This window comes from Streptomyces thermovulgaris (assembly GCF_002155915.1).
GTDB classification, from domain to species: domain Bacteria; phylum Actinomycetota; class Actinomycetes; order Streptomycetales; family Streptomycetaceae; genus Streptomyces; species Streptomyces thermovulgaris.
Window position 1 is genome coordinate 1 of record NZ_MUME01000099.1, and the last position, 18,914, is coordinate 18,914.

The window sequence follows — 18,914 nt, forward strand, 5'->3', positions numbered from 1 at the left end:
CTCCGCAGCCCCCGCGCACCGGCAAGCCGCCGCGCCCCGTCTCCCCGCCCTCGCAGACCGACCGGACGCCGCCGACCACGGTCGAGCAGCCCGGCAAGCAGCCGCAGCTGGCCGAGACCGGCGGCAAGGCCCTGCTGGCGGCCTCGGCGGCCAGCGCCGCACTGATCGCGGGCGGCACGGTGCTGTACCGCCGCAGCCGCGCCGTCTCCCCGCGCTAGCCGCCGGTGCCGGGCAGGGCTCCTGCGCCGGTCGTGCGCCGGCGGCCGGCCCGGCCCGTCGGCCCCGCGTCCGGGCCCCGGGCCCGGGCGGACCGGACCGGCGGGGCCGCCGGCACAGGGCAGCCCCGCCGGTCCGGGAACGAGCCGCCCCGCGGACGCCGCACCGCCGTGCCGGCGGTGGGACCGGGCGGCCCGACAGCCCCGTGCCGGCCGTGCCGTCAGCCGTGCACCGGGGACGGCGCGCTGCTGCGGCTGCCTCCCGGCACGGGGATCGTTCTGCCCGTCGGGGTCGTTCTGAGGCGGCGGCGCACCCCGCGGACGAGGGTCGTCGCCGTGAAGGGCGCGCCCTGGACGAAGCGCATGGCCGGACCGAAACCGGAGGCGGTCATCAGGCCCGCGAGGAACAGACCCGGGTGCGAGGACTCGAAGTCGTGCCCGACTCTCGGGGAGCCGTCGGGCAGGGCCGCCAGCGAGCAGCGCAGGTCGGCGGAGAGCATCGAGAGCCGGTCGCAGCGGGCCTTGAACCCCGTGGCGGCGACGACGTGCTCGGTCTCCAGGGTGCGTGTGGCGCCCTCACGGGTCACCATGTCCAGCCGCAGACCGCCCGGCACCGCACTGGCCGCGGCGACCTCGTGGCCCGTCAGCACCTCCACCACGCCCTCCACCCGGCTCCGCACCCACCAGGCGCCCGCAGGCCCCAGGGCCGTGGCCGCGATGCGGGACCGGGTCCGCTCCGGCAGCCGCCGGAAGAGGTGGGGACGCTCGGCGTAGAACCAGTTCCGCCAGCCGGCCCCGAGGCCGCTGTGCGGGTGGCGCACCGACTGCCACCAGGGCCGCTCCAGGGGCGGCGGCACATCGTTCCACACCAGCCGGCTCGCCCGCGCCAGCACCCGCACGCGCGTGCCCTGTTCGGCGAGCAGGGCCGCGGTCTCCAGCGCCGCCTGGCCACCGCCGATCACCGTGACGTCCCTGCCGCGGAACCGGCCGAGGTCGCTGTGGTCGCTGCTGTGCGACACCAGTGAGGGAGGCAGGCCGCGCAGCACCTGCGGCACCTCGACGAACGGCATCACACCGACCGCCAGCGCCACCGTGCGCGCGTGCACCGTCTCCCCGTCCTCGGTGACCACCGTGAAGCCGCCCGGACCGGACGCCACCCGGATCACCTGGCGCTCGTCCACCTCCGGCACGGCGTGCCGTGCGAACCACAGGCCGTACGCGGCGAAGTGCTCCACCGCGATCGGCTCGGCGTGCCGGGCCGTCAGGCCGTGCTCGGCGCAGTACACGTCCAGACGCCAGCGTCCCTGCGGATCGGACAGGTTCGACGCCCACGGCTCGGACTTCAGCAGCATGCCGCGGGGCATGTGGTCCCGCCAGGACGCCATGGGCCGGCCGAACACCCGCAGGTTCAGCCCCGCGGACGCGGCATGGGACGCGATCGACAGACCGTACGGTCCCGCGCCCACCACTACAAGGTCGTACAGCATCAACGGTTCGCTTTCTCGTCGTCGGTCATGGAGGGAAGGGGACCGGTGGCCGCACGGGGAGCCGGGCGGGGCGCCGGCAGCGCCGCCGTGGAACCCAGCTTCTGCCGCAGCCGACGGGACACATGACGGCACCACAGGCCCCACATGGCCCGCCCGGGAGCACGGTCGTCCCGGGCGTACCAGGCCAGTTCGCGACCGCCCGGCGCCGTACGCAGCACGGCGAGCGGCGCGTAGTTCTCCACCACGAACGCCCGCCCGGTCCTCGGTGCCCCCTCGGGCAGGGCACGGCCCGTCAGGTCCAGGTGCAGGGCGCGTACGACGTCCAGTTCCGCGCTGTCGGTGAAGAGCCGGAACTGGGCGCCGGGGCGCGGGTTGAAGTCGAGCAGGTGATAGCGGCCGGTCGTTCCGCAGCGGCGGAAGTCGAGGTCGAGGATGCCGCGGTAGCCCAGTGCGCCGACGAGCCGTTCGGCCGACGCCCGCACCTCGGGGTTGGCCGTCCAGCGGCCCACCGCGGTCAGTCCCGCGCCGCGCGGCCAGGACAGCTGTTTGCGGCCGGTGCCGCCCGCGCGCACGGTGCCCGAACGGTCGACGTAGCCGTGGAAGAACCAGTCGCGGTCCGGTCCCGGCGGCAGATACGCCTGCAGCAGCAGCCGGCTGCCCGCCTCCTCGGTGCGCCGGTACAGCTCCCGGGCCTGCTGCTCGGAGTGCACCAGCACCGTGCTGCGCAGATCGCTGCCGGGGGGCAGCAGCCAGGGCCGGCTCCACTTCGCCACCAGCGGCAGTCCGAGACGGCGCGCGTCCGCCGCGGCCTGCGCCGGGCCGTCCGGGATCAGCGTCGTCGGGTGCGGGACGTTTGCCGAGGCGCACACGGCGGCCAGCTCCGCCTTGTCCGCCACGCGTTCGGGCAGCGTGCCCGGTGTCTCGGGCAGCAGGTAGAAGGGGGCGAGCAGATCCCGCATCCGGCCCGCGGCGATGGCGGTCGCGTCGTCCAGCGGGACCAGCACGGCGGGACGCGCGACCCGGCCGGCCACCCGGCGCAGCACCCCGGCGATGACGTCGTCGGACGCCCCCGGAAGAGGCGGAGCATGCACCTCGCGCACATAACGCGACGCGCGGACGGGGCTGTTGGCCGCGTCGGCGACGAGATGCACCTCCACGCCCGCCCTGCCGAGCGAACGCACGGCGCCCAGCGTTCCGTGGTGAAAGGGATTCCGGTCGATTCGCAGCAGAACCGCGGGAACACGGGTGTCGAGCAACGGCATGAATTCTCTTTTCCTTCGGAGCGGATCACCCGTATGGGCGAGGGAGGCACTCGAAAGCCGCGACGGCGGTGGCGCCATGGGTTTTCCTGTGCCTGACTCTGATGTGACGGTTCGTCAATACAAGGAAAACGAACGGAAGAACGGACCGGAGCGAGGAAAGGAGCAGGCATGACCCCAGAGCGCAGACGGGCCCGGGCCCGCTGGCTGACCGTGGGCGCGGTGCTGGCCGCCGCGTCGGTCACCCTGGCGGCCGGCCCCGCGCCGAGCGCGGGGGCGGGGCGCGCCGCCGATGCCCGCGCTCCGGTGCCGGCCCCCGCGGCATCCGGGGCGGCAGCCCCGGTCCCTCCGGCCTCCCCGGTCGCCCCGTCCGCTCCGGCAGCCCCGACCGGAGCGGACGCCACCGCGCAGCCCCCTCCGTCCGTGATCGTCCCCGGCCCGCCGGTCCCGCTCCCGGCGCACATCCTGATGCCCCTCCAGGACACCCCGGCCTTCGGGGCCTTCCTCGGCTCCGACGCCCGGGGCGTGATCCGCATGCCCGGACTCAGCCACTGGCTGGGCGGCGCCGACCTCCGGGTCGGCCACACCTACCTGCCCGGAGGGACCTGGGCCGACATCGAGGGCGACGTCGACTTCCTCGAGACCTGGGCGCACTGGCGCAGCGAGCGGCCCGACCGGATGTTCGTCCTCAACGTCCCCCTGCAGGAGCGCAACGAGGAGAACCTCTCCGACGCCGAGGTCCGGCAGCTGCTGCGGCAGGGCGCGGAGGGGAGGTTCGACCACCACTTCCGGGCCCTCGCCGAGCGGCTGGTGCAGCTGAAGGTGCCGGACACGATCCTGGTGCTCGGCTGGGAGATGAACGGCATCACGTACACCCATCGCTGCGGGCCGGACCCGGAGGCGTGGAAGAAGTACTGGAGAAGGATCGTCACCACCATGCGGGCGGTGCCGGGGCAGAAGTTCCGGTTCGACTTCACGCCGAGCCGCGGCCTGGACGCCGTTCCCTGGACGCAGTGCTACCCGGGGGACGACGTGGTCGACATCATCGGCATGGATTCCTACGACCAGCCGGCCGGGCTTTCCTTCGACGAACAGGTGAAAGAACCCTACGGGCTTCAGGCGCACGTGGATTTCGCGAGGGCTCACGGAAAACCGATCTCCTATCCCGAATGGGGGCTCTTCCGCAACGGCGACAATCCCGAGTGGATGCGGCGCATGCTCGCGTGGATGGACGAGCACAAGCCGCTCTACAACACGCTGAGCGACTACTGTCCGCACGGTGTGTGGCGGTGCACGGACAATCCCCGGTCGTCCGAGGTCTACCGGTCCGTCCTGTACGGACGCATCGGCGCGCCGGCCGCGGCGTCCGCCTCCACGCCCCTGCCGAGGCCCGCCGCACCGCCGTCCCCGCGGGACTGCACACCGGTGGGCCTGGGCGACTGGGTGGAGCACTGGATCGGCCAAAGGCCCTGCATCCGCTTCGGCCGGCGACCGACGGCCGGCACGGGCTAGCACGCCGCCGGCCCGTCCGGCGGCGGACGGCCGCCCGGAGGGGCCGCCGCCGCGTGCCGTCCGGACGCGGCCGTCACCGCTGTGCGGCATCGACGGCGACGGCCGGGCCGGGCACCGAGGCGGCGGGGGCGGGGCCTGCGTCCCGGTCCCGGTCGTCCCGGTCCGTGCGCCGGGGGCGTACCAGCAGGGCCAGACCGGACAGCAGTCCGCCCGCGCCCGCCCCCACCGCGGAGGTCACCCAGGCGGACGCGGACGTCGGCTCGGTCGGCCTGACCGCCCGCGCGAACTGCACCAGCTGCACCCGGGTGCTGTCCTTGGCGTCGCCCGCCTGCCGGATCAGCGCCTGGGAGACGGCGTTGGCCATGTCCGCGGCCAGCACCGGACGCGAGGAGGTCGCCGACACCGCGACCATCGGGGCGTCCGGCGAGGTCGCCGCCCGCACGCTGTGCTGCAGGGTGCGCAGCGGCACGCCCGCCCGGTCCTGTGCCTCGATCAGCACCGTGAGCTGTGTGGCGACCCGGCCGTAGGCCTGTGCGAAGCCGAGGGCGGCGCCCGAGTCGGACTGCTCGGCCGGTACCGCGACGACATAGCTGGTGGCCGTGTACGTCGGAGGGGTCAGCAGGCCGTACGCGCCGCCGCACAGGCCGCCGAGGACGGTGCCCGTCGCGAGCACGGCCCAGGACGGCAGGCGCAGCTTCCGGAGACGGGCCGGGGACAGACGGTGCTGACGAGTCGGAGTGTCGGTCATGAGGGGCTTGCTCCCAGAGGTGAGACCAGAGGAGAGAAGGAAGACGAGGAACGGGAGGCCGCGGCCGCGTACACGTCCATGAGCCGGGCCGCGCTGCGGGTGATGCTGTAGCGGTGCGCGGCCTCGGGGGCCGTCCGCGGCCGGGGGCCCGCCGCGCGGACCTCGGCGATCGCCCGGGCGTACGCCTCGGGGCCGCCGTGCACACGACGGCCGGCGGCCGGGGGCGGCAGGGCCTCGAGGGCCGGACAGGAGGCGTAGAGCACGGGCAGGCCGCAGGCCAGCGCCTCCACTGCCGCCAGACCGAACGCCTCCTCCGTGGACGGCGACGCGAACAGGTCCATCGCGCAGATGAGCGAGGGCAGGTCGGGTCCGGGGGAGCCGTCGGGGAGGTAGGGGCGTTCACCGGCGAGCAGGACGCGGTCGGCCACACCGGCCTCGCGGGCCGTGCGGCGCAGGGTCTGCTCCTCGGGCCCGCCGCCCACCAGCAGCAGCCGGCAGTCGTCCGGAAGCCGGGTGAGCGCGTGCACGAGGACGTCGAACCGCTTGCCCCGGGCGAGCCGGCCGATCCCGCCGACGACATACGCGTCCTCGGGCAGGCCGAGGTGTCGGCGGGCACTCTCGCGCCGCTCCTGGTCGAAGCGGAAACGGTCCAGGTCGATGCCGTTGGGGATGACCTCGATCCGGGGCGCGGGCACCCCCCAGCGCTTCAGCCGGTCGGCCACCGCCGGGGAGACGGCGACCGTGGTCGAGCCCAGGCGCTCGGTGGCGAGGTACAGCGCACGCACCCCCGCCGTCAGCCTGCGGCCCTCCATCTGCGTTGCGCCCAGGGAGTGCTCGGTGGCCACGACGGCGCGGACCCCGGCGAGACGGGCGGCGATCCGGCCGTAGACGCAGGCCCGGTACAGATGCGTGTGCACCAGGTCGTACCCGCCGGCGCGGATCAGCCGGACCAGCCGCGGAAGCGCGCCCAGGTCGCGGTTGCCCCGCATGCCCAGGTGCGTCACGCGGACCCCGTCGGCGGCCAGGCCCTTGGCGACCGCGCCGGGGTCGGTCAGCGTCACCACGTCGCAGTCGACGGGCAGATGACGCAGCAGCAGACGCAGCTGCTGCTCGGCCCCGCCGACCCCGAGACCGGTGATGATGTGCAGGGCCCTCATGTCACAGGCCCTCCACCGGACGCCGGCGCAGCCGGTGCAGCCGGTACTTGAGGTGCAGACGCCAGGAGGTGTCCTCCTGGCCGACGTGCACCCGCGGCAGGGCGTGCACACCGGTGAGCGGACCGGGGTCGATGGCGCAGGCGTAGGCGTAGCCCGCCTCCCTCACGGCCGCGACGACCCGGGCGTCGACGGTGCCGTAGGGGTAGCAGAAGCCGTCGACGCGGACGCCGGTCAGCTCCTCGAGCAGCGCGCGGCTCTCGACGAGCTCGGCCTTCAGGGCGAGGTCGTCCGCCCGGGTCAGGTCGACGTGGGTGAGGCCGTGCGAACCGATCTCCATGCCCTCGGCGGCCACGCGCCGGATGCCGTCCGCGGTCAGCAGCGGCTTGCGCGGGCCGAGCGGATCCCAGGCGTTGTCGCCGCCGAGCCGTCCGGGCAGGACGAACACCGTGGCACGGCAGCCCCAGCGGCGCAGCAGGGGCAGGGCATGGGTGACGAAGTCGGCGTACCCGTCGTCGAAGGTGAGCCCGACCAGGTCCTGTCCCCCGCCGCGGGCGCGGGCGGCCAGCAGCTCGGCCACGGGCACGCCCCGCAGCCCGCGCCGGCGCAGCCAGGCCAGCTGCCGGCCGAGCCGCTCGGGCGTGACCGTGATGCGGTACGGGTCGTCGGAGCAGTCGCCCACCGAGTGGTACATCGCCACCCAGGGGGGAGGACCGGGGCGCGAGGCGGAGAGTGCGCCGGTGACGGGGCGGTCACCGGTGTCCTGGTGATCAACGGAAGCGGCCATGGGTGAGCCTTCGTGTGAGGATGCGTACGGAGCGGAGCGCGGAAGCGCAGCCCTGGGCGCCCAGGGCCCAGGTGAGGGGGACGAAGACGGCGAGCACGGTCAGGGAGCCGGCCGCCAGGCCCGCCACCGGGGAGTCCGGCAGATCCGCGACGAACGCCCCGGCGACGGTGGCGACGATCGCGGCGCGCACGGGCCTGCTCAGCTCGGCCAGGATCCGCCGGACGCGGATCGACAGGCTGGGGGAGTCGCTCTGCCGGCCCGTGCGCAGACCGGCGAGCAGCAGAACGGCCGTGACGGTGATGCCGAGGGCGTTGGCGGCGGCGATGCCCACCACGCCCCAGGGGGCCACGGCCGCGGCGCCGACCCAGGACGTCACGGCGATGCCGGCGGTCATCGCACCGACCGGGTACCAGCTGGGCCGGCCCGCCGAGAAGTAGCCGCGCACCAGGGCGCCCACCAGGGTGTGGCCCAGCAGCCCGAGGGCGTACACCCGCATGACCTCCGCGGTGGCGGCGGTGTCGTCCGCGGTGAACGCGCCGCGCTGGAAGAGCAGTTCGATGATCTGCGGGGCACAGGCGATCACCGCGCACATGCCCAGCAGGACCATGCAGGAGGTCAGGGCCAGATCCCGCTCCACACGGGTGCGGGCCCGTTCGGTGTCGCCCTCCGCCAGCGCCCGGGAGACCACCGGGAAGGTGACGGTGGTCAGCATCAGCGACAGCGTCATCGGGATCTGGGCGACCTTCTGCGCGTAGTTCAGGTACGAGATGGCCCCGGCGGGCAGGGTGGAGGCGAGGAAGCGTTCGACGAGGACCTGCGACTGGCGGCACAGCGCGAACAGGAGCACGGCGGCCACCAGGGCGATCTGCACCGGCCGCGGCTCGATGTCCTCGCCGGCCGAGCGGGGCGCCGGCCGGCGCGACGTCAGCTGCCGCCACAGCGAGGGGACCTGCACCGCCACCATCAGAAAGCCGCCCACGGCGACCCCGGCCGCCGCGGCCCGCACGCCCCAGTGCGCGCCGAGCAGGAACATCACGGCGATGATGCCGGTGTTGTAGGCGACGTAGATGGCCGCGGGGGCGAAGAAGCGGCGGTGTGCGCGCAGGGCGGCGCTGCAGTACCCGGCGAGCCCGAAGGCCAGCACACAGGTCGCGGTGAGCCGGGTGCAGTCGGCGGCGAGACCGGGGTCGGGCAGGCCCGGCGCCAGGATCCGCACCAGGAAGGGGGCGAGGCCGGCGATCAGCGCGGCCACCGCGGCCAGGGCCAGGCACATCCGGGGCAGGGTCGAGGCCACCAGGGCGCGGACCGGGTCGTCGGCCGTGCCCCGGGCGCGGCGGGCCAGCGCCAGGCTGAACGCCGGGATCAGCACCAGCGCCAGCCCGTCCTCGATGAGCAGCGTGGCGGCGAACTCCGGCACGATCCACGCCACCAGGAAGGCATCGGTGTCGCTGCCCGCGCCGAACAGCCGCGCCAGCGACTGGTCGCGCACCAGACCGAGCAGGGAGCCGGCGATCGACAGCGACGCCGTCAGGAGCGTGGCCCGGGCGAGGAACTTCCGGGACGCCGAGGTGGTCTCGGGGCCCTCGACCGTCTGGGCGGCGGTGCGCGCCGGGGGGACGCTCGGGGCACCGCCGGCCGTGGACCTGGGGGTGTGCGAGGGTTTCACCGTCATCGTGTCACGGCCTCCTCGACCCGCTGCGGCGTTCCGTCCGGCACCACGGCCCTGCCGTGCGCCCCGCGGGCCCCGTGCTCCTCTCCGGTCAGCGCCCACCAGGCCACCAGGCCCAGGGCCATGCCGGTCAGCAGGGTCGAGGGGCCGCCGATGTCCCCGTAGGCGAAGTCGGTCAGCGTCCACAGCAGCAGCCCGCAGGCGACGAGCGCGCAGTCGAGCACCGGTCCGCGTGCGCGCAGGCGCCGTAGCCTGCGCAGCGTGCACACCAGCAGGGCCAGCCAGCTGCCGGCGAGCCCGAGCAGCCCGATCAGGCCCTGCTCGCTGAGCACCAGCAGATACATGTTGTGCGGCGACAGCAGCGGCTGCCGGTGATACGTCGCTCCGGCGCCCGCGACCTCGGAGCCCGAGGACAGCGCCAGGGTGGCGTGCCCGTCGCGGTGCTGGGGAAAGCCCTTGAGCCCGACGCCGGTCAGCGGGTGCTCGCGCCAGATGGCGGCGGCGGAGGCCCACAGGGCGTACCGGTCGGTCACGGACCGGTCGGGAGCGTCGGCGACGCGTGCGATGGAGCCGATCCGCTCCTGCAGCGCCGTCGTACCGATGCCGAACCCGCCCACCAGGACCACTCCCGCCGCGGTGAGAGCCGCGAGCACCTTCAGGGCGCGCCGCATCCCGGCCAGCGCCAGCTGCACCGAGCACGCCAGGGCGGTCGCGATCCAGGCGCCCCGGCTGAAGGACAGGGCCAGCGGCGGCAGCAGGACCAGGGCGCAGCCGGCGGCGAGCGCCCGCTGCCGCACCGGCGCCCGGCCCAGCGCGATCCCGGTCGCACACACCAGGCCGAGCGCCACCACCGTCGCCATGCCCATCACGTCGTGCGCCCCGAAGGTGCCGACCGCCCGGATGTTCTCGCCCTGGTAGGAGGCGCCGGTCCTGGTGACGTACTGGTGCACGCCGAGCGCGCCCTGCCACAGTGCGAGCCCCACGAACGACCAGGCCAGCAACCGGAAGTCGGCCCGGCCGCGGATCAGCAGCAGCACCGCGGCCGGGACCAGCACGAAGATCTGCAGGTAGCGGCCGAGGCCGCCGAGCCCGGCCGCCGTCGAGGGTGCCCCCATGGCGGCGAGCGCGAGCCCCGCCACCGGCAGGCCCAGCACCACGGCCGCCGTGCGGGACAGCGGACGCCGTCGGTCGCGCACCAGACGGACCAGGCAGTACACCACCAGCAGCCCGGAGGCCGCATCGGCGGGTCCTGCGGAGGCCGGCGCCGACGGCAGGGCCAGCAGGGCGACCACGGCCGCCGCGGGCAGGACCGGGGTCCAGGCGGCGGCCCGGCGCCAGGGCACGGTCAGGGCGAGGCTCACGTCGCTCAACTCCCCGTGGGACGTACCAGCGTGGCCGCGGTGCGCAGCAGGATGCAGACGTCCTGCCACAGCGACCAGTCGTCGATGTAGGCGTTGTCGAAGCGGCTGCGGTCCTCGATCGAGGTGTCACCGCGCAGCCCGTTGATCTGGGCGAGACCGGTGAGTCCGACCCGCATCCGGTGCCGGGAGGCGTAGCCGGGGTAGGTTTTGCTGAACTGTGCGACGAAGTAAGGACGTTCGGGACGCGGCCCGACCAGGCTCATGTCGCCCCGCAGCACGTTCCACAGCTGGAGCAGCTCGTCCAGCGAGGTGCGCCGCAGCATCCGGCAGAACCGGCCCATCTCGTGCTCGTTCGCCACGCTCCACCGGGTCGCCGACTCGTGCTCGTCGGCCGGGCGGTGGGTGCGGAACTTCAGCAGGGTGAACGGTTTTCCGTTCTTGCCGACGCGTTCCTGACGGAACACCACTCCCGGGCCGTCACTGATCCGCAGCACCACCGCGCACACCAGCAGCAGCGGGCTGACCAGCAGCAGCAGCGTTCCGGACACCAGGATGTCGAGCACCCGCCGGCCCACGCCCTCGTGGCGTGCCGCCGACATGTCCAGGCGCCGGCAGGGGAACCCGGCCAGCCGCTGCCCGGCCGCGTACGACGGACTGTGCGGGTCGATCTCCCACACCACACAGCCCGACTCGGCCAGCGACCGCAGCAGCGACTCCTGTTCGACGCGCGCGAAGGGGTGGACGGCCAGCACCGCCCGCACCCCGTTCTGGATGACGGCACGCCTGACCTCCTCGGCGGTCGTCAGCACCGGCAGGCCCGCGGAGCCGTCCGCCCGGTCGGCGACGATCCCCACCGGACGGATGCCGCACCGCGGATGACGCAGCACGGCGGCGGCCACCCGCTGCGCGATCGCCGCCGGGCCGACCAGCAGCGCGGCGTGCGGGCGGCGCACCAGGACCGCGCGCCGCCGCATGTGCACAAGGCCCCGCAGCGCGCAGCCCGCCGTGGCCTGCAGGGCGAGGCCGGTCAGCACGGTGCGCAGGGACAGGGGGTGGTCCGGCCGGTACGCCGCCACGAGCGCCGCGAGCGCCAGCCAGACCACCGTGACACGGCCCCACACGGCGGGCACTTCCTCCAGCAGCGTCGGTACCGGTGGTCTGCTGTCGCGCGGACGCAGCAGCAGCGACGCCACCAGGAGCAGGGCGACGACCAGCGGAGGACGCTCGGGCCCGGACAGCGCCAGAAGGCCCAGCAGGGCGGCGGCACCGTCCGCGACGAGCAGCGGCACCGACGAGGGCGGGTGCGCCGGGGGCCGCACCGCGGGGAACGGGGAGCCGGCGGCGGTGCCACGCGGCGGCATGACCGAGACCGATGGGACCGACGAGGAGGGGACGGCGCGTGGTGGTGCGCCGGGGGAGGGGACGGTGGGTTCCGCGGTCACGAGTGCTTCGACTCCCTGTGCTCAGTGGGCTGGACACGCTGTGCCGCCTGGTTCGCCCCGGCGTCACAGCCTGGGTCGGGCGGCCGGCCGTGCTCGGCGCGGCGCGTCCTCGCGCGCCCGGCCGCGGGGGACGGAGCCGCTTCGTCGGCGGCGGGCCAGGGGCCGAGCAGGTCGCGATAGACGTCCGCGATCCGCTCGGCGGTGTGCCGCACGTCGTGGACGTCCAGCACATGCCGGCGGGCCAGGGTGCCGAGCGACGCACGCAGCGGCGGGTCGAGCAGCACCCCGATGAGGGCCTCGGCCAGGGCCGCCGGGTTCTCCGGCGGGACCAGGCACCGCTCGGTGAAGGAGGGCGGCAGGCTCTCGCGGGCGCCGTCGACGTCCGTGACCACCACGGGCCGCCCGCAGGCCATGGCCTCCAGCGGGGCCAGCGCCATGCCCTCCCAGCGGGAGGGCAGGACCACCAGGTCGGCGGCCTGGTACCAGGGGCGGGGGTCGGCGACGGCTCCCGTGAACAGCACGGACGGCGGGGCCTGGGCGCGCAGCAGGCCGGCGTCCGGTCCGTCGCCGACCAGGGCGAGCCGGGCGCCGGGCACCTCGCGCACGACGGCGTCCCAGGCCCGCAGCAGCACGTCCTGCCCCTTCTGCCGGCACAGCCGCCCCACGCACACCACGAGCGGGGCGGCCGGGTCGAGACCGGCGAGCGGCGCGAGCCCGGCCCGTGCCGCCCCGGCGGGAGCCGGGCGGAAGCGCTCGGGGTCGATGCCGTTGGGCACGACGGCGAACGGCGCGTCGATCCCGGCACGCACACCGGTGGCGCGTTCCGCCTCGCTGACGCACACCACCCGCGCGGCCCACCGCGCCCCCCAGCGCTCCCACCGGAGCGCGAGGGCCGCGGTGGCCCCGCCGACCGCCTCGAACGACCAGGCGTGCGGCTGGAAGACGGTCGGAATCCGCCCGCGCACCGCGAGCCGTCCGGCGAGCCCGGCCTTCGCACTGTGCGCGTGCACCAGATCGGGGCGCACCTCGTCGATCAGCCGTGCGACATGCCGTACTTCCCGCATCAGCGACGGACCGGGCGACCGGGTCGCCCGCCAGTTCCGTACGTCCGCGCCGAGCGCCCGCAGCCGCGCGGTGAGCGCGCTGTCGGGGCAGGCCGCGGTCACCTCCAGGCCGGCCGCCGACTGGGCGCGGACCAGGTCCGTCACCACGCGGGCGACTCCGCCGTCCACGGGCTGGGTCAGATGCAGCACCCGCGGCCGGGAACCGGCGGAAGGGCGGGGCACACGCCTGGTCCTTCGGCGCGCGGGGGCTCTCGGAACAGGGGAGGAGGCACTCATCGCTGGGTGTCGACCGCGGCGAAGAACACTCCCGTCCACGCCGTGTCCTGCTGGGAGCTGAGCCGGAGGACCATCCGGTCACCGGTGCGCGGCAGCCGTCCCGTGAGGTCGAACACGTCGGAGTCGTAGCCGAGGGTGTGGGCGTACGACGGCACACGTGTCGAGGGAGCGGACGGGAGGTCGCCGATGGTGGAGTTCAGGACGTCGTTCGCGGGGTTGGCGGAGTTGGACAGGGCGACGGGCCTGTCCTGACCGACCGTCAGGGTGAAGGAGTCACCGGTGGTGCCGCGGTCGCCGTTGTACGCCACGAATCCGGCGATGCCCCCGGCGTTCGCCGGGAAGCGCGGATTGTCCAGCCGCATCTCCTGCGGCCCGCGGGACTTCAGCGGGGCGAAGCCGTCCCAGATCGCGATGTCGCGCAGCGGCTCCGCCGGGTTCTCGTAGGCCACCACCAGCGTCCAGCCGCCCCACGCGCCGGCCGCCGACTTCCCGGCCGCCACGTTGACCTGCGCCACGGTGTACAGGCCCGAACCGCTCTCCCGCACCAGCTTCGTCACGTCGGCCGACGCCTGGAAGGCGTCGGCGCCGTCCGCCACACGGTGTCCGACGACCGTGTCGGCGAGGAGCTCCTTGTACTTCCCGCCGGGTTCGGCGATCAGCACGCGGTTGTTGTCCTCCGGCGGCTTCTGCTCGCCCACGCGCAGGTTGCCGCCCCAGTACAGACGCGCGTACGTCACCCGCGCCCCGGCGGGCAGACGGACCTCCGCCTGGGAGGAGTTGTAGGTGTTCGGGTCGTCGTCGACGTCGACGTAGAACATGTCGAAGTCGCCGTTCTTCCCGCGCCCGCCGCTCTGCGCGGCCGAGCACGAAGGCGCCCCCGGGGTCGTGCGGCAGGTGATGGAGACGTTGGCCGCGCGCACGATGCCGCCGTGCTGGACCGCGTGGTACCGCCGGCCGAACGTGATGCCGGGGGCCTCCGGAGCGGGCGGCGCGGCAGCAGCGGGCGCGGAGGGGGCCCACAGTACGGCGAGGGCGACGGTGCCCACCGTCGCACGGAGCAGCGGAGCCAGGGAGTGGCGCATGACTGTCGTCGACCTTTCGAAGGCAGGTGAGGTGACAGACGGTGCGCCGGTGGGGCGCGTCCGCCTGCACAGATGTGTTGGAAGGTGCGCCGCAACATTAGCCACTAACTGGACAATTGCGATGAAATCCTATGAAACCCGAAAGTGTGTCGGACTGGTGAAGGAGGGGCCTCTTCCCGGGATCACCCGAACGGCGGCACAACTTGGGGATGGGCCTCGCGTTGACAGGGAGCCGGGCGTTCTTGCCTCGGGCTTTGAGAAGTCAACTCCAAGGAGTACGTTTCCATGTCGCGCATCACCAAGGGCCTGGTCCTCACCTCGGTCGCGGCCTCGGCCGTCGTCGCCGGCGCCGGTGTCGCCTCCGCCGAGAGCCACGCCGCGGGCAGCGCCCTCAATTCCCCGGGCACCGTGTCGGGCAATGTCGCTCAGATTCCGGCCCACATTCCGGTCAACGCCTGCGGCAACACCGCTAGTGTGCTCGGCACGATGAGCCCGGCCGCCGGCAATGCCTGCGTCATCGACTGACGCCCCTCTTCTGTTTTCCCGATCCGGCCGTCCTCTCGGCACGGAGAGCGGCCGGTGCCGTTTTCCGTGCCGGGAACCGGAAGCAGCCGGCCCATCCGTCCCTCTCGTCGTCGCATCGGACCGGGCCGCTTCGGAACGCCTCCGAAAACCCCGGACGGCAAGGGCGGGGAATCGCCGGACCCGTCGCTCCGCCGGCCGGTTCGGCCCGTGAACACGGCTGTGCCGGGGAGCCGCCCGGTGCGCCGTGCCCGCCCCTGCTCACGCGCCGGAGGCCGGGGCGAACGCCGCCCTCCGGCGCGGCTGGACACCGCCGATACCGTCGCCGAGGCATGAGCGCTGTCTCCCTTTCGGAGATCTCGTACGAGGAGTCGGAAACCACGGCGCCACAGGTTTCCGCCCAGGCCAGGGCTCGTTGTACATGGCGACACAACTCCTCCGGCGATCCGCGTCGCCGAAGAAAGGAACATGATGAAGTCCCTGAAGGCCGCCGCCGTCGCTGCCGGGTCCCTGATCGTCGCCGGTGTCGCCTCTCCGGCCATGGCACACAGCGCCCTTCCCGAGGTGTCCTACAACCTCGACGGTGTTGTGAACACGACCGCCGACCACACCCGTGACGCCAAGGGGCCCTTGGGCACGGTGTCCCTGGAGGTCGATTCCGACAAGGCGCTCGACAGCGAGAGCAAGGGTTCGGCGCTCCACACGGTGAAGGACACCACGCACACGCTGGACGGCCGCACACCGTTGCTCGGCGGGCTGCCGGTGCAGGGCTGAGACACCAGGGAGACCAAGGAGACCGGGAGGCCCAGGTCGTCTCGGCCGTACGGAGCCGGCCCTCGATGGCGTCGAGGGCCGGCTCCGTCTTTTTTTCCCCGGCCTGTGCCGCCCCCGTTTCCCGTCCACGCCGGTCCTCCGTTTCCCCGCCCGTCCTGATCTGCTTCCCCCTCGCCCCGCTCTGCTTTCCCCCGTTCGTCCTGCCCTGGCTTTCCCTGCCCCGTCGCCCTGCTGTTCCCGCCCGTGCCGGCCCGGCTCCACCAGCCCGGCTGTGCCATGGGACGCGCAGACCGGAGACACGAGATCCGCGGGTCGTCCCCGCGGAGAAAAGTTCCGTGGCCTTTCGCCACAGGCCGTTTCCGTGCCCGGGATCCGCTGCACGTTCCCGGACGGGGAAATTGAATGCGCCCCTCAGTACGCCCCACCAATGGAGTGACGAGACCCCAAGTCTCTTGCCACCTACATCGGGTTCCTGCGTCACTGGAGACATCCAACCGGTGGGCAGCCCATCCCGCTCGGGGGGCGTGACTCCGGTGTGTTCTCCAGCCCCTCTTACGGGTAGGGGGGCGCGGGCTCCTCCGGAGCCACGATGGGCACCCTCGAGAGGGATTTGGATCCCCAGCCGGTGCCACATCCGTGGCACCGGCTGGTCGGTTGTTGAGCGACAGAGCCGCATTACTCCATACGGGTGAGTTCTTGGTTGACACCCTTGTCGGATGAACGGCGCTGTGGGTCACTTGTGGTACTGAACCGGCGGGCCGCCCTCCCGTACCGGAAGCAAACGGTATGGCGGCGTCCCGCCGTTGCCCGTACAAGCGGCACGTCGCACAAATCGCTCTCCGTGCTTCCGATGTGGCGGTATGACGCCGCGCCAGCCCCACAAACTTCTGAACCCGTCTGAGGGTCGGGGGCTTACAGCGCCGCAGTATCCCCGGTTCACGGCATCGTCACACTGCACGCGAGGAGCGTTGTTATGCCCATCTCTCCCAATCAGGGTTCGACCGGGGGCGGGACTCTGGTCACGATCACCGGCACCAACCTGAGCAACACCACCGCCGTGAGGTTCGGCAACAAGTTGGCGACCAACGTCACCAATGTCTCGCCGACCCAGGTGACGGCGGTGTCCCCGTCCGGAACCGGCGTGGTCGGGGTCACCGTGACCACACCGGGCGGCACCAGCAACCCGGTCCCCTTCTTCTACGTGGGGCCGCCGTTCAAGTCCGGACTCGACGTCACCTCCGGCCCGCTCGCGGGCGGCAACACCGTGACCATCTCGGGCACGGGCCTGTCCACGGCGAACAACGTCTCCTTCGGAGGCGTCAACGCCGTCCCCACCGTCGTCTCCGACAGCACGATCACCGTCACGGTTCCCGCCGGCGTGGCCCCGGGCCCGGTGCCGGTGAGCGTGACCACGGCGGGGGGCACCAACAACGGGTTCACCTACACCTACATCGACTCGCCCACCATCGTCTCGGTGGTTCCGTCGTCCGGACCGACCTCCGGCGGCACCGCGGTGACCATCACCGGAACCAACCTCGACTCCACCGAATCCGTCACGTTCGGCGGCAACCCTGCGCCGTTCTCCGTGATCAGCCCCACCACCCTGTCCGCGGTGACGCCTCCGGGCGCCGAGGGACTGGTGGACGTCGAGGTCACCAACCCGGCGGGAACGGCCACCGCGACGGACGCATTCGAGTACGTCGCCGGCCCCGGCATCTGAGCCGACGACACGGTGCGGCCGGTTCCTGGGGTACCGGCCGCACCGGCCCTTCGGGGCCACAGTCCGTCACTTCTTCATCGCTCTAGGAGCAGAGCATGCCCCCCTTGGTCAGTTCGGTCAGTCCCACACAGGGGCCCGTGACCGGTGGTACGCCCGTCGTCATCACCGGTTCCGATTTCATCGGTGCCACGGCGGTGCGGTTCGGCGCCGTCAACGCCACCTACACCGTCAATTCCTCCACTCAGATCACCGCGGTGGCCCCTTCGGCGGCTGCCCCCGGGCCTGTGGCGGTGACGGTGGTCACTCCCGCGGGGACGAGCAACGCGAATGTCACGTACACCTACACACCGGTGGCGGTTCCTCCCACGGTGACGAGTGTGTCTCCCACCAGTGGTCCTGTGACGGGTGGCACCGTGGTCACAGTGACGGGGACGAACTTCATCGGTGCCACGGCGGTGCGGTTCGGCGCCGTCAACGCCACGTCCTTCACGGTCAATTCCTCCACTCAGATCACGGCGGTGGCTCCTCCGGGGGTTACTCCCGGGTCCGTGCCGGTGACGGTGGTCACTCCTGGGGGGACGAGCAATGCGACCGTCACTTTCACCTACACGCCGGTGGTGTCTCCTCCCACGGTGACGAGTGTGTCTCCGGCCAGTGGTCCTGTGACGGGTGGCACGGTGGTCACGGTGACGGGGACGGACTTCACCGGTGCCACGGCGGTGCGGTTCGGCACTGTTGATGCCACGTCTTTCACGGTCGACTCGCCGACGCAGATCACGGCGGTGGCTCCTCCGGGGGTTGCCCCCGGGCCTGTGCCGGTGACGGTGGTCACTCCTGGGGGGACGAGCAATGCGACCGTCACTTTCACCTACACGCCGGTGGTGTCTCCTCCCACGGTGACGAGTGTGTCTCCGGCCAGTGGTCCTGTGACGGGTGGCACGGTGGTCACGGTGACGGGGACGGACTTCACCGGTGCCACGGCGGTGCGGTTCGGCACTGTTGATGCCACGTCCTTCACGGTCGACTCCTCCACTCAGATCACCGCGGTGGCTCCTCCCGGAACGCCGGGCGCCGTTCCCGTGACGGTGACCACCCCGGCCGGCACCAGCGCGGCGTCGCCCGAGTCGTACTTCTTCTACGCCGCGGGGCCCATCCTCACCGCGGCCACCCCCGCCCAGGGACCGTCCGCCGGGGGCAACACCGTCACACTGACGGGTCAGAACCTCTCCAACGCCACGTCGGTGCTGTTCGGCGGCACGCCCGCGGCCTTCACCGTCGTGTCGTCCACGGAGATCGTCGCCCAGGCCCCGCCCGGTGCGGGAGTGGTGAACGTGACGGTGACCACGCCGGGCGGGACGAGCAACCCCGTCGCCTACGCCTATGTGAGCGCCCCCACGCTGACCAGCGTGACACCGTCCAGCGGACCCACGGCGGGCGGCACGGTGGTGACCCTCACGGGGACGAATCTGACCACCACGACGTCCGTGCTCTTCGAGGGCGTTCCCGCGGCCTTCACGGTGATCTCCGACACCCAGGTGATCGCGACGGTGCCGGCCGGACCCCCGGGCCCTGCCTCCGTGGTCGTGACGACCGCGGGAGGAACGTCGGGGGCGGTGACCTTCGAGCGCGTTCCGCCACCCGAAGTGTGATGCGGGGACACCCCACGCCGTGACGGGACGTCCGCGGCCCGGCCGACGGGAGGACGCTGCGCACGAAGAAGGGGAAGAGGAAAAAGAGACCGAAGAGGGGAAGGAGAGCCCCAGCGTGTGCGGCTCGCGCTTCCCGTAGGGCCGGGTACGAGTGCCGGGCCGGAGCCGAGGTCAGCAATGACCCCGACTCCGG

General features: G+C 73.2%; 16 protein-coding genes. 6 read left to right on the forward strand and 10 right to left on the reverse strand.

The features are described 5' to 3' along the window. Window positions 1-218: LPXTG cell wall anchor domain-containing protein (locus tag CCN35_RS28895; protein WP_143631466.1), on the forward strand; the 218-nt coding region annotated here is incomplete at its 5' end. A gap of 218 nt (window positions 219-436) precedes the next feature. On the opposite strand, the gene CCN35_RS10570 is transcribed toward CCN35_RS28895, so the two are convergent. Both CCN35_RS10570 and CCN35_RS10575 read right to left on the reverse strand, forming a co-directional pair. Further along, window positions 437-1,702 (reverse strand): NAD(P)-binding domain-containing protein, encoded by a 1,266-nt coding sequence (locus CCN35_RS10570; RefSeq protein ID WP_201450920.1) that lies wholly within the window; start codon window positions 1,700-1,702, stop codon window positions 437-439. Next, window positions 1,702-2,964: a carboxylate--amine ligase gene (locus CCN35_RS10575; protein ID WP_067399209.1), complete on the reverse strand. Its 1,263-nt coding sequence runs from the start codon at window positions 2,962-2,964 to the stop codon at window positions 1,702-1,704. The genes CCN35_RS10570 and CCN35_RS10575 overlap by 1 nt, the downstream gene beginning before the upstream one ends. A gap of 168 nt (window positions 2,965-3,132) precedes the next feature. Here CCN35_RS10575 and CCN35_RS10580 point away from each other — a divergent pair, with 168 nt between their 5' ends. Further along, window positions 3,133-4,473, forward strand: a complete 1,341-nt coding sequence (locus CCN35_RS10580) for a glycoside hydrolase family 26 protein (RefSeq protein WP_067399212.1) — start codon at window positions 3,133-3,135, stop codon at window positions 4,471-4,473. A gap of 73 nt (window positions 4,474-4,546) precedes the next feature. On the opposite strand, the gene CCN35_RS10585 is transcribed toward CCN35_RS10580, so the two are convergent. The 8 genes from CCN35_RS10585 to CCN35_RS10620 are packed head-to-tail and all read right to left on the reverse strand — an operon-like array spanning window position 4,547 to window position 14,056. Further along, window positions 4,547-5,221 (reverse strand): YveK family protein, encoded by a 675-nt coding sequence (locus CCN35_RS10585; protein WP_067399215.1) that lies wholly within the window; start codon window positions 5,219-5,221, stop codon window positions 4,547-4,549. Further along, window positions 5,218-6,378: a glycosyltransferase gene (locus CCN35_RS10590; protein WP_067399218.1), complete on the reverse strand. Its 1,161-nt coding sequence runs from the start codon at window positions 6,376-6,378 to the stop codon at window positions 5,218-5,220. Before CCN35_RS10590 ends, CCN35_RS10585 begins: the two co-directional genes overlap by 4 nt. Before the next feature lies 1 nt (window position 6,379). Further along, window positions 6,380-7,162 carry a polysaccharide deacetylase family protein gene (locus CCN35_RS10595; protein WP_086792385.1) on the reverse strand — a complete coding sequence of 261 codons (783 nt, stop codon included), beginning with the start codon at window positions 7,160-7,162 and terminating at the stop codon, window positions 6,380-6,382. Further along, window positions 7,146-8,834, reverse strand: coding sequence for a murein biosynthesis integral membrane protein MurJ (gene murJ / locus CCN35_RS10600; RefSeq protein ID WP_086792387.1), 1,689 nt, complete (start codon window positions 8,832-8,834; stop codon window positions 7,146-7,148). The genes CCN35_RS10595 and murJ overlap by 17 nt, the downstream gene beginning before the upstream one ends. Then, a complete protein-coding gene (locus CCN35_RS10605) occupies window positions 8,831-10,192 on the reverse strand; it encodes an O-antigen ligase family protein (protein WP_086792389.1) in 1,362 nt (453 codons plus the stop codon). The genes murJ and CCN35_RS10605 overlap by 4 nt, the downstream gene beginning before the upstream one ends. Before the next feature lie 5 nt (window positions 10,193-10,197). Then, the gene (locus CCN35_RS10610; protein WP_086792391.1) at window positions 10,198-11,634 is read right to left on the reverse strand and encodes an exopolysaccharide biosynthesis polyprenyl glycosylphosphotransferase; all 1,437 of its coding nucleotides are present in this window, start codon (window positions 11,632-11,634) and stop codon (window positions 10,198-10,200) included. Continuing rightward, window positions 11,631-12,920, reverse strand: coding sequence for a glycosyltransferase (locus CCN35_RS10615; RefSeq protein ID WP_245863102.1), 1,290 nt, complete (start codon window positions 12,918-12,920; stop codon window positions 11,631-11,633). Before CCN35_RS10615 ends, CCN35_RS10610 begins: the two co-directional genes overlap by 4 nt. A gap of 50 nt (window positions 12,921-12,970) precedes the next feature. Then, complete coding sequence (locus CCN35_RS10620) at window positions 12,971-14,056, reverse strand: DUF3344 domain-containing protein (protein WP_067399231.1); 1,086 nt, start codon at window positions 14,054-14,056, stop codon at window positions 12,971-12,973. A gap of 285 nt (window positions 14,057-14,341) precedes the next feature. On the opposite strand from CCN35_RS10620, the gene CCN35_RS10625 reads away from it, so the two are divergent. The 4 genes from CCN35_RS10625 to CCN35_RS10640 all read left to right on the forward strand — a co-directional run bounded on the left by CCN35_RS10625 (window position 14,342) and on the right by CCN35_RS10640 (window position 18,721). Beyond that, window positions 14,342-14,581, forward strand: a complete 240-nt coding sequence (locus CCN35_RS10625) for a chaplin (protein WP_067399234.1) — start codon at window positions 14,342-14,344, stop codon at window positions 14,579-14,581. Between the two features lie 465 nt (window positions 14,582-15,046). Continuing rightward, window positions 15,047-15,352 carry a hypothetical protein gene (locus CCN35_RS10630; protein ID WP_328587120.1) on the forward strand — a complete coding sequence of 102 codons (306 nt, stop codon included), beginning with the start codon at window positions 15,047-15,049 and terminating at the stop codon, window positions 15,350-15,352. 973 nt (window positions 15,353-16,325) lie between these two features. After that, window positions 16,326-17,072, forward strand: coding sequence for an IPT/TIG domain-containing protein (locus CCN35_RS10635; protein WP_086792395.1), 747 nt, complete (start codon window positions 16,326-16,328; stop codon window positions 17,070-17,072). Window positions 17,073-17,167: 95 nt separating this feature from the next. Beyond that, on the forward strand, window positions 17,168-18,721 hold the full coding sequence (locus CCN35_RS10640; RefSeq protein ID WP_086792397.1) for an IPT/TIG domain-containing protein: 1,554 nt from the start codon (window positions 17,168-17,170) through the stop codon (window positions 18,719-18,721). The last annotated feature ends 193 nt before the right edge of the window (window positions 18,722-18,914 follow it).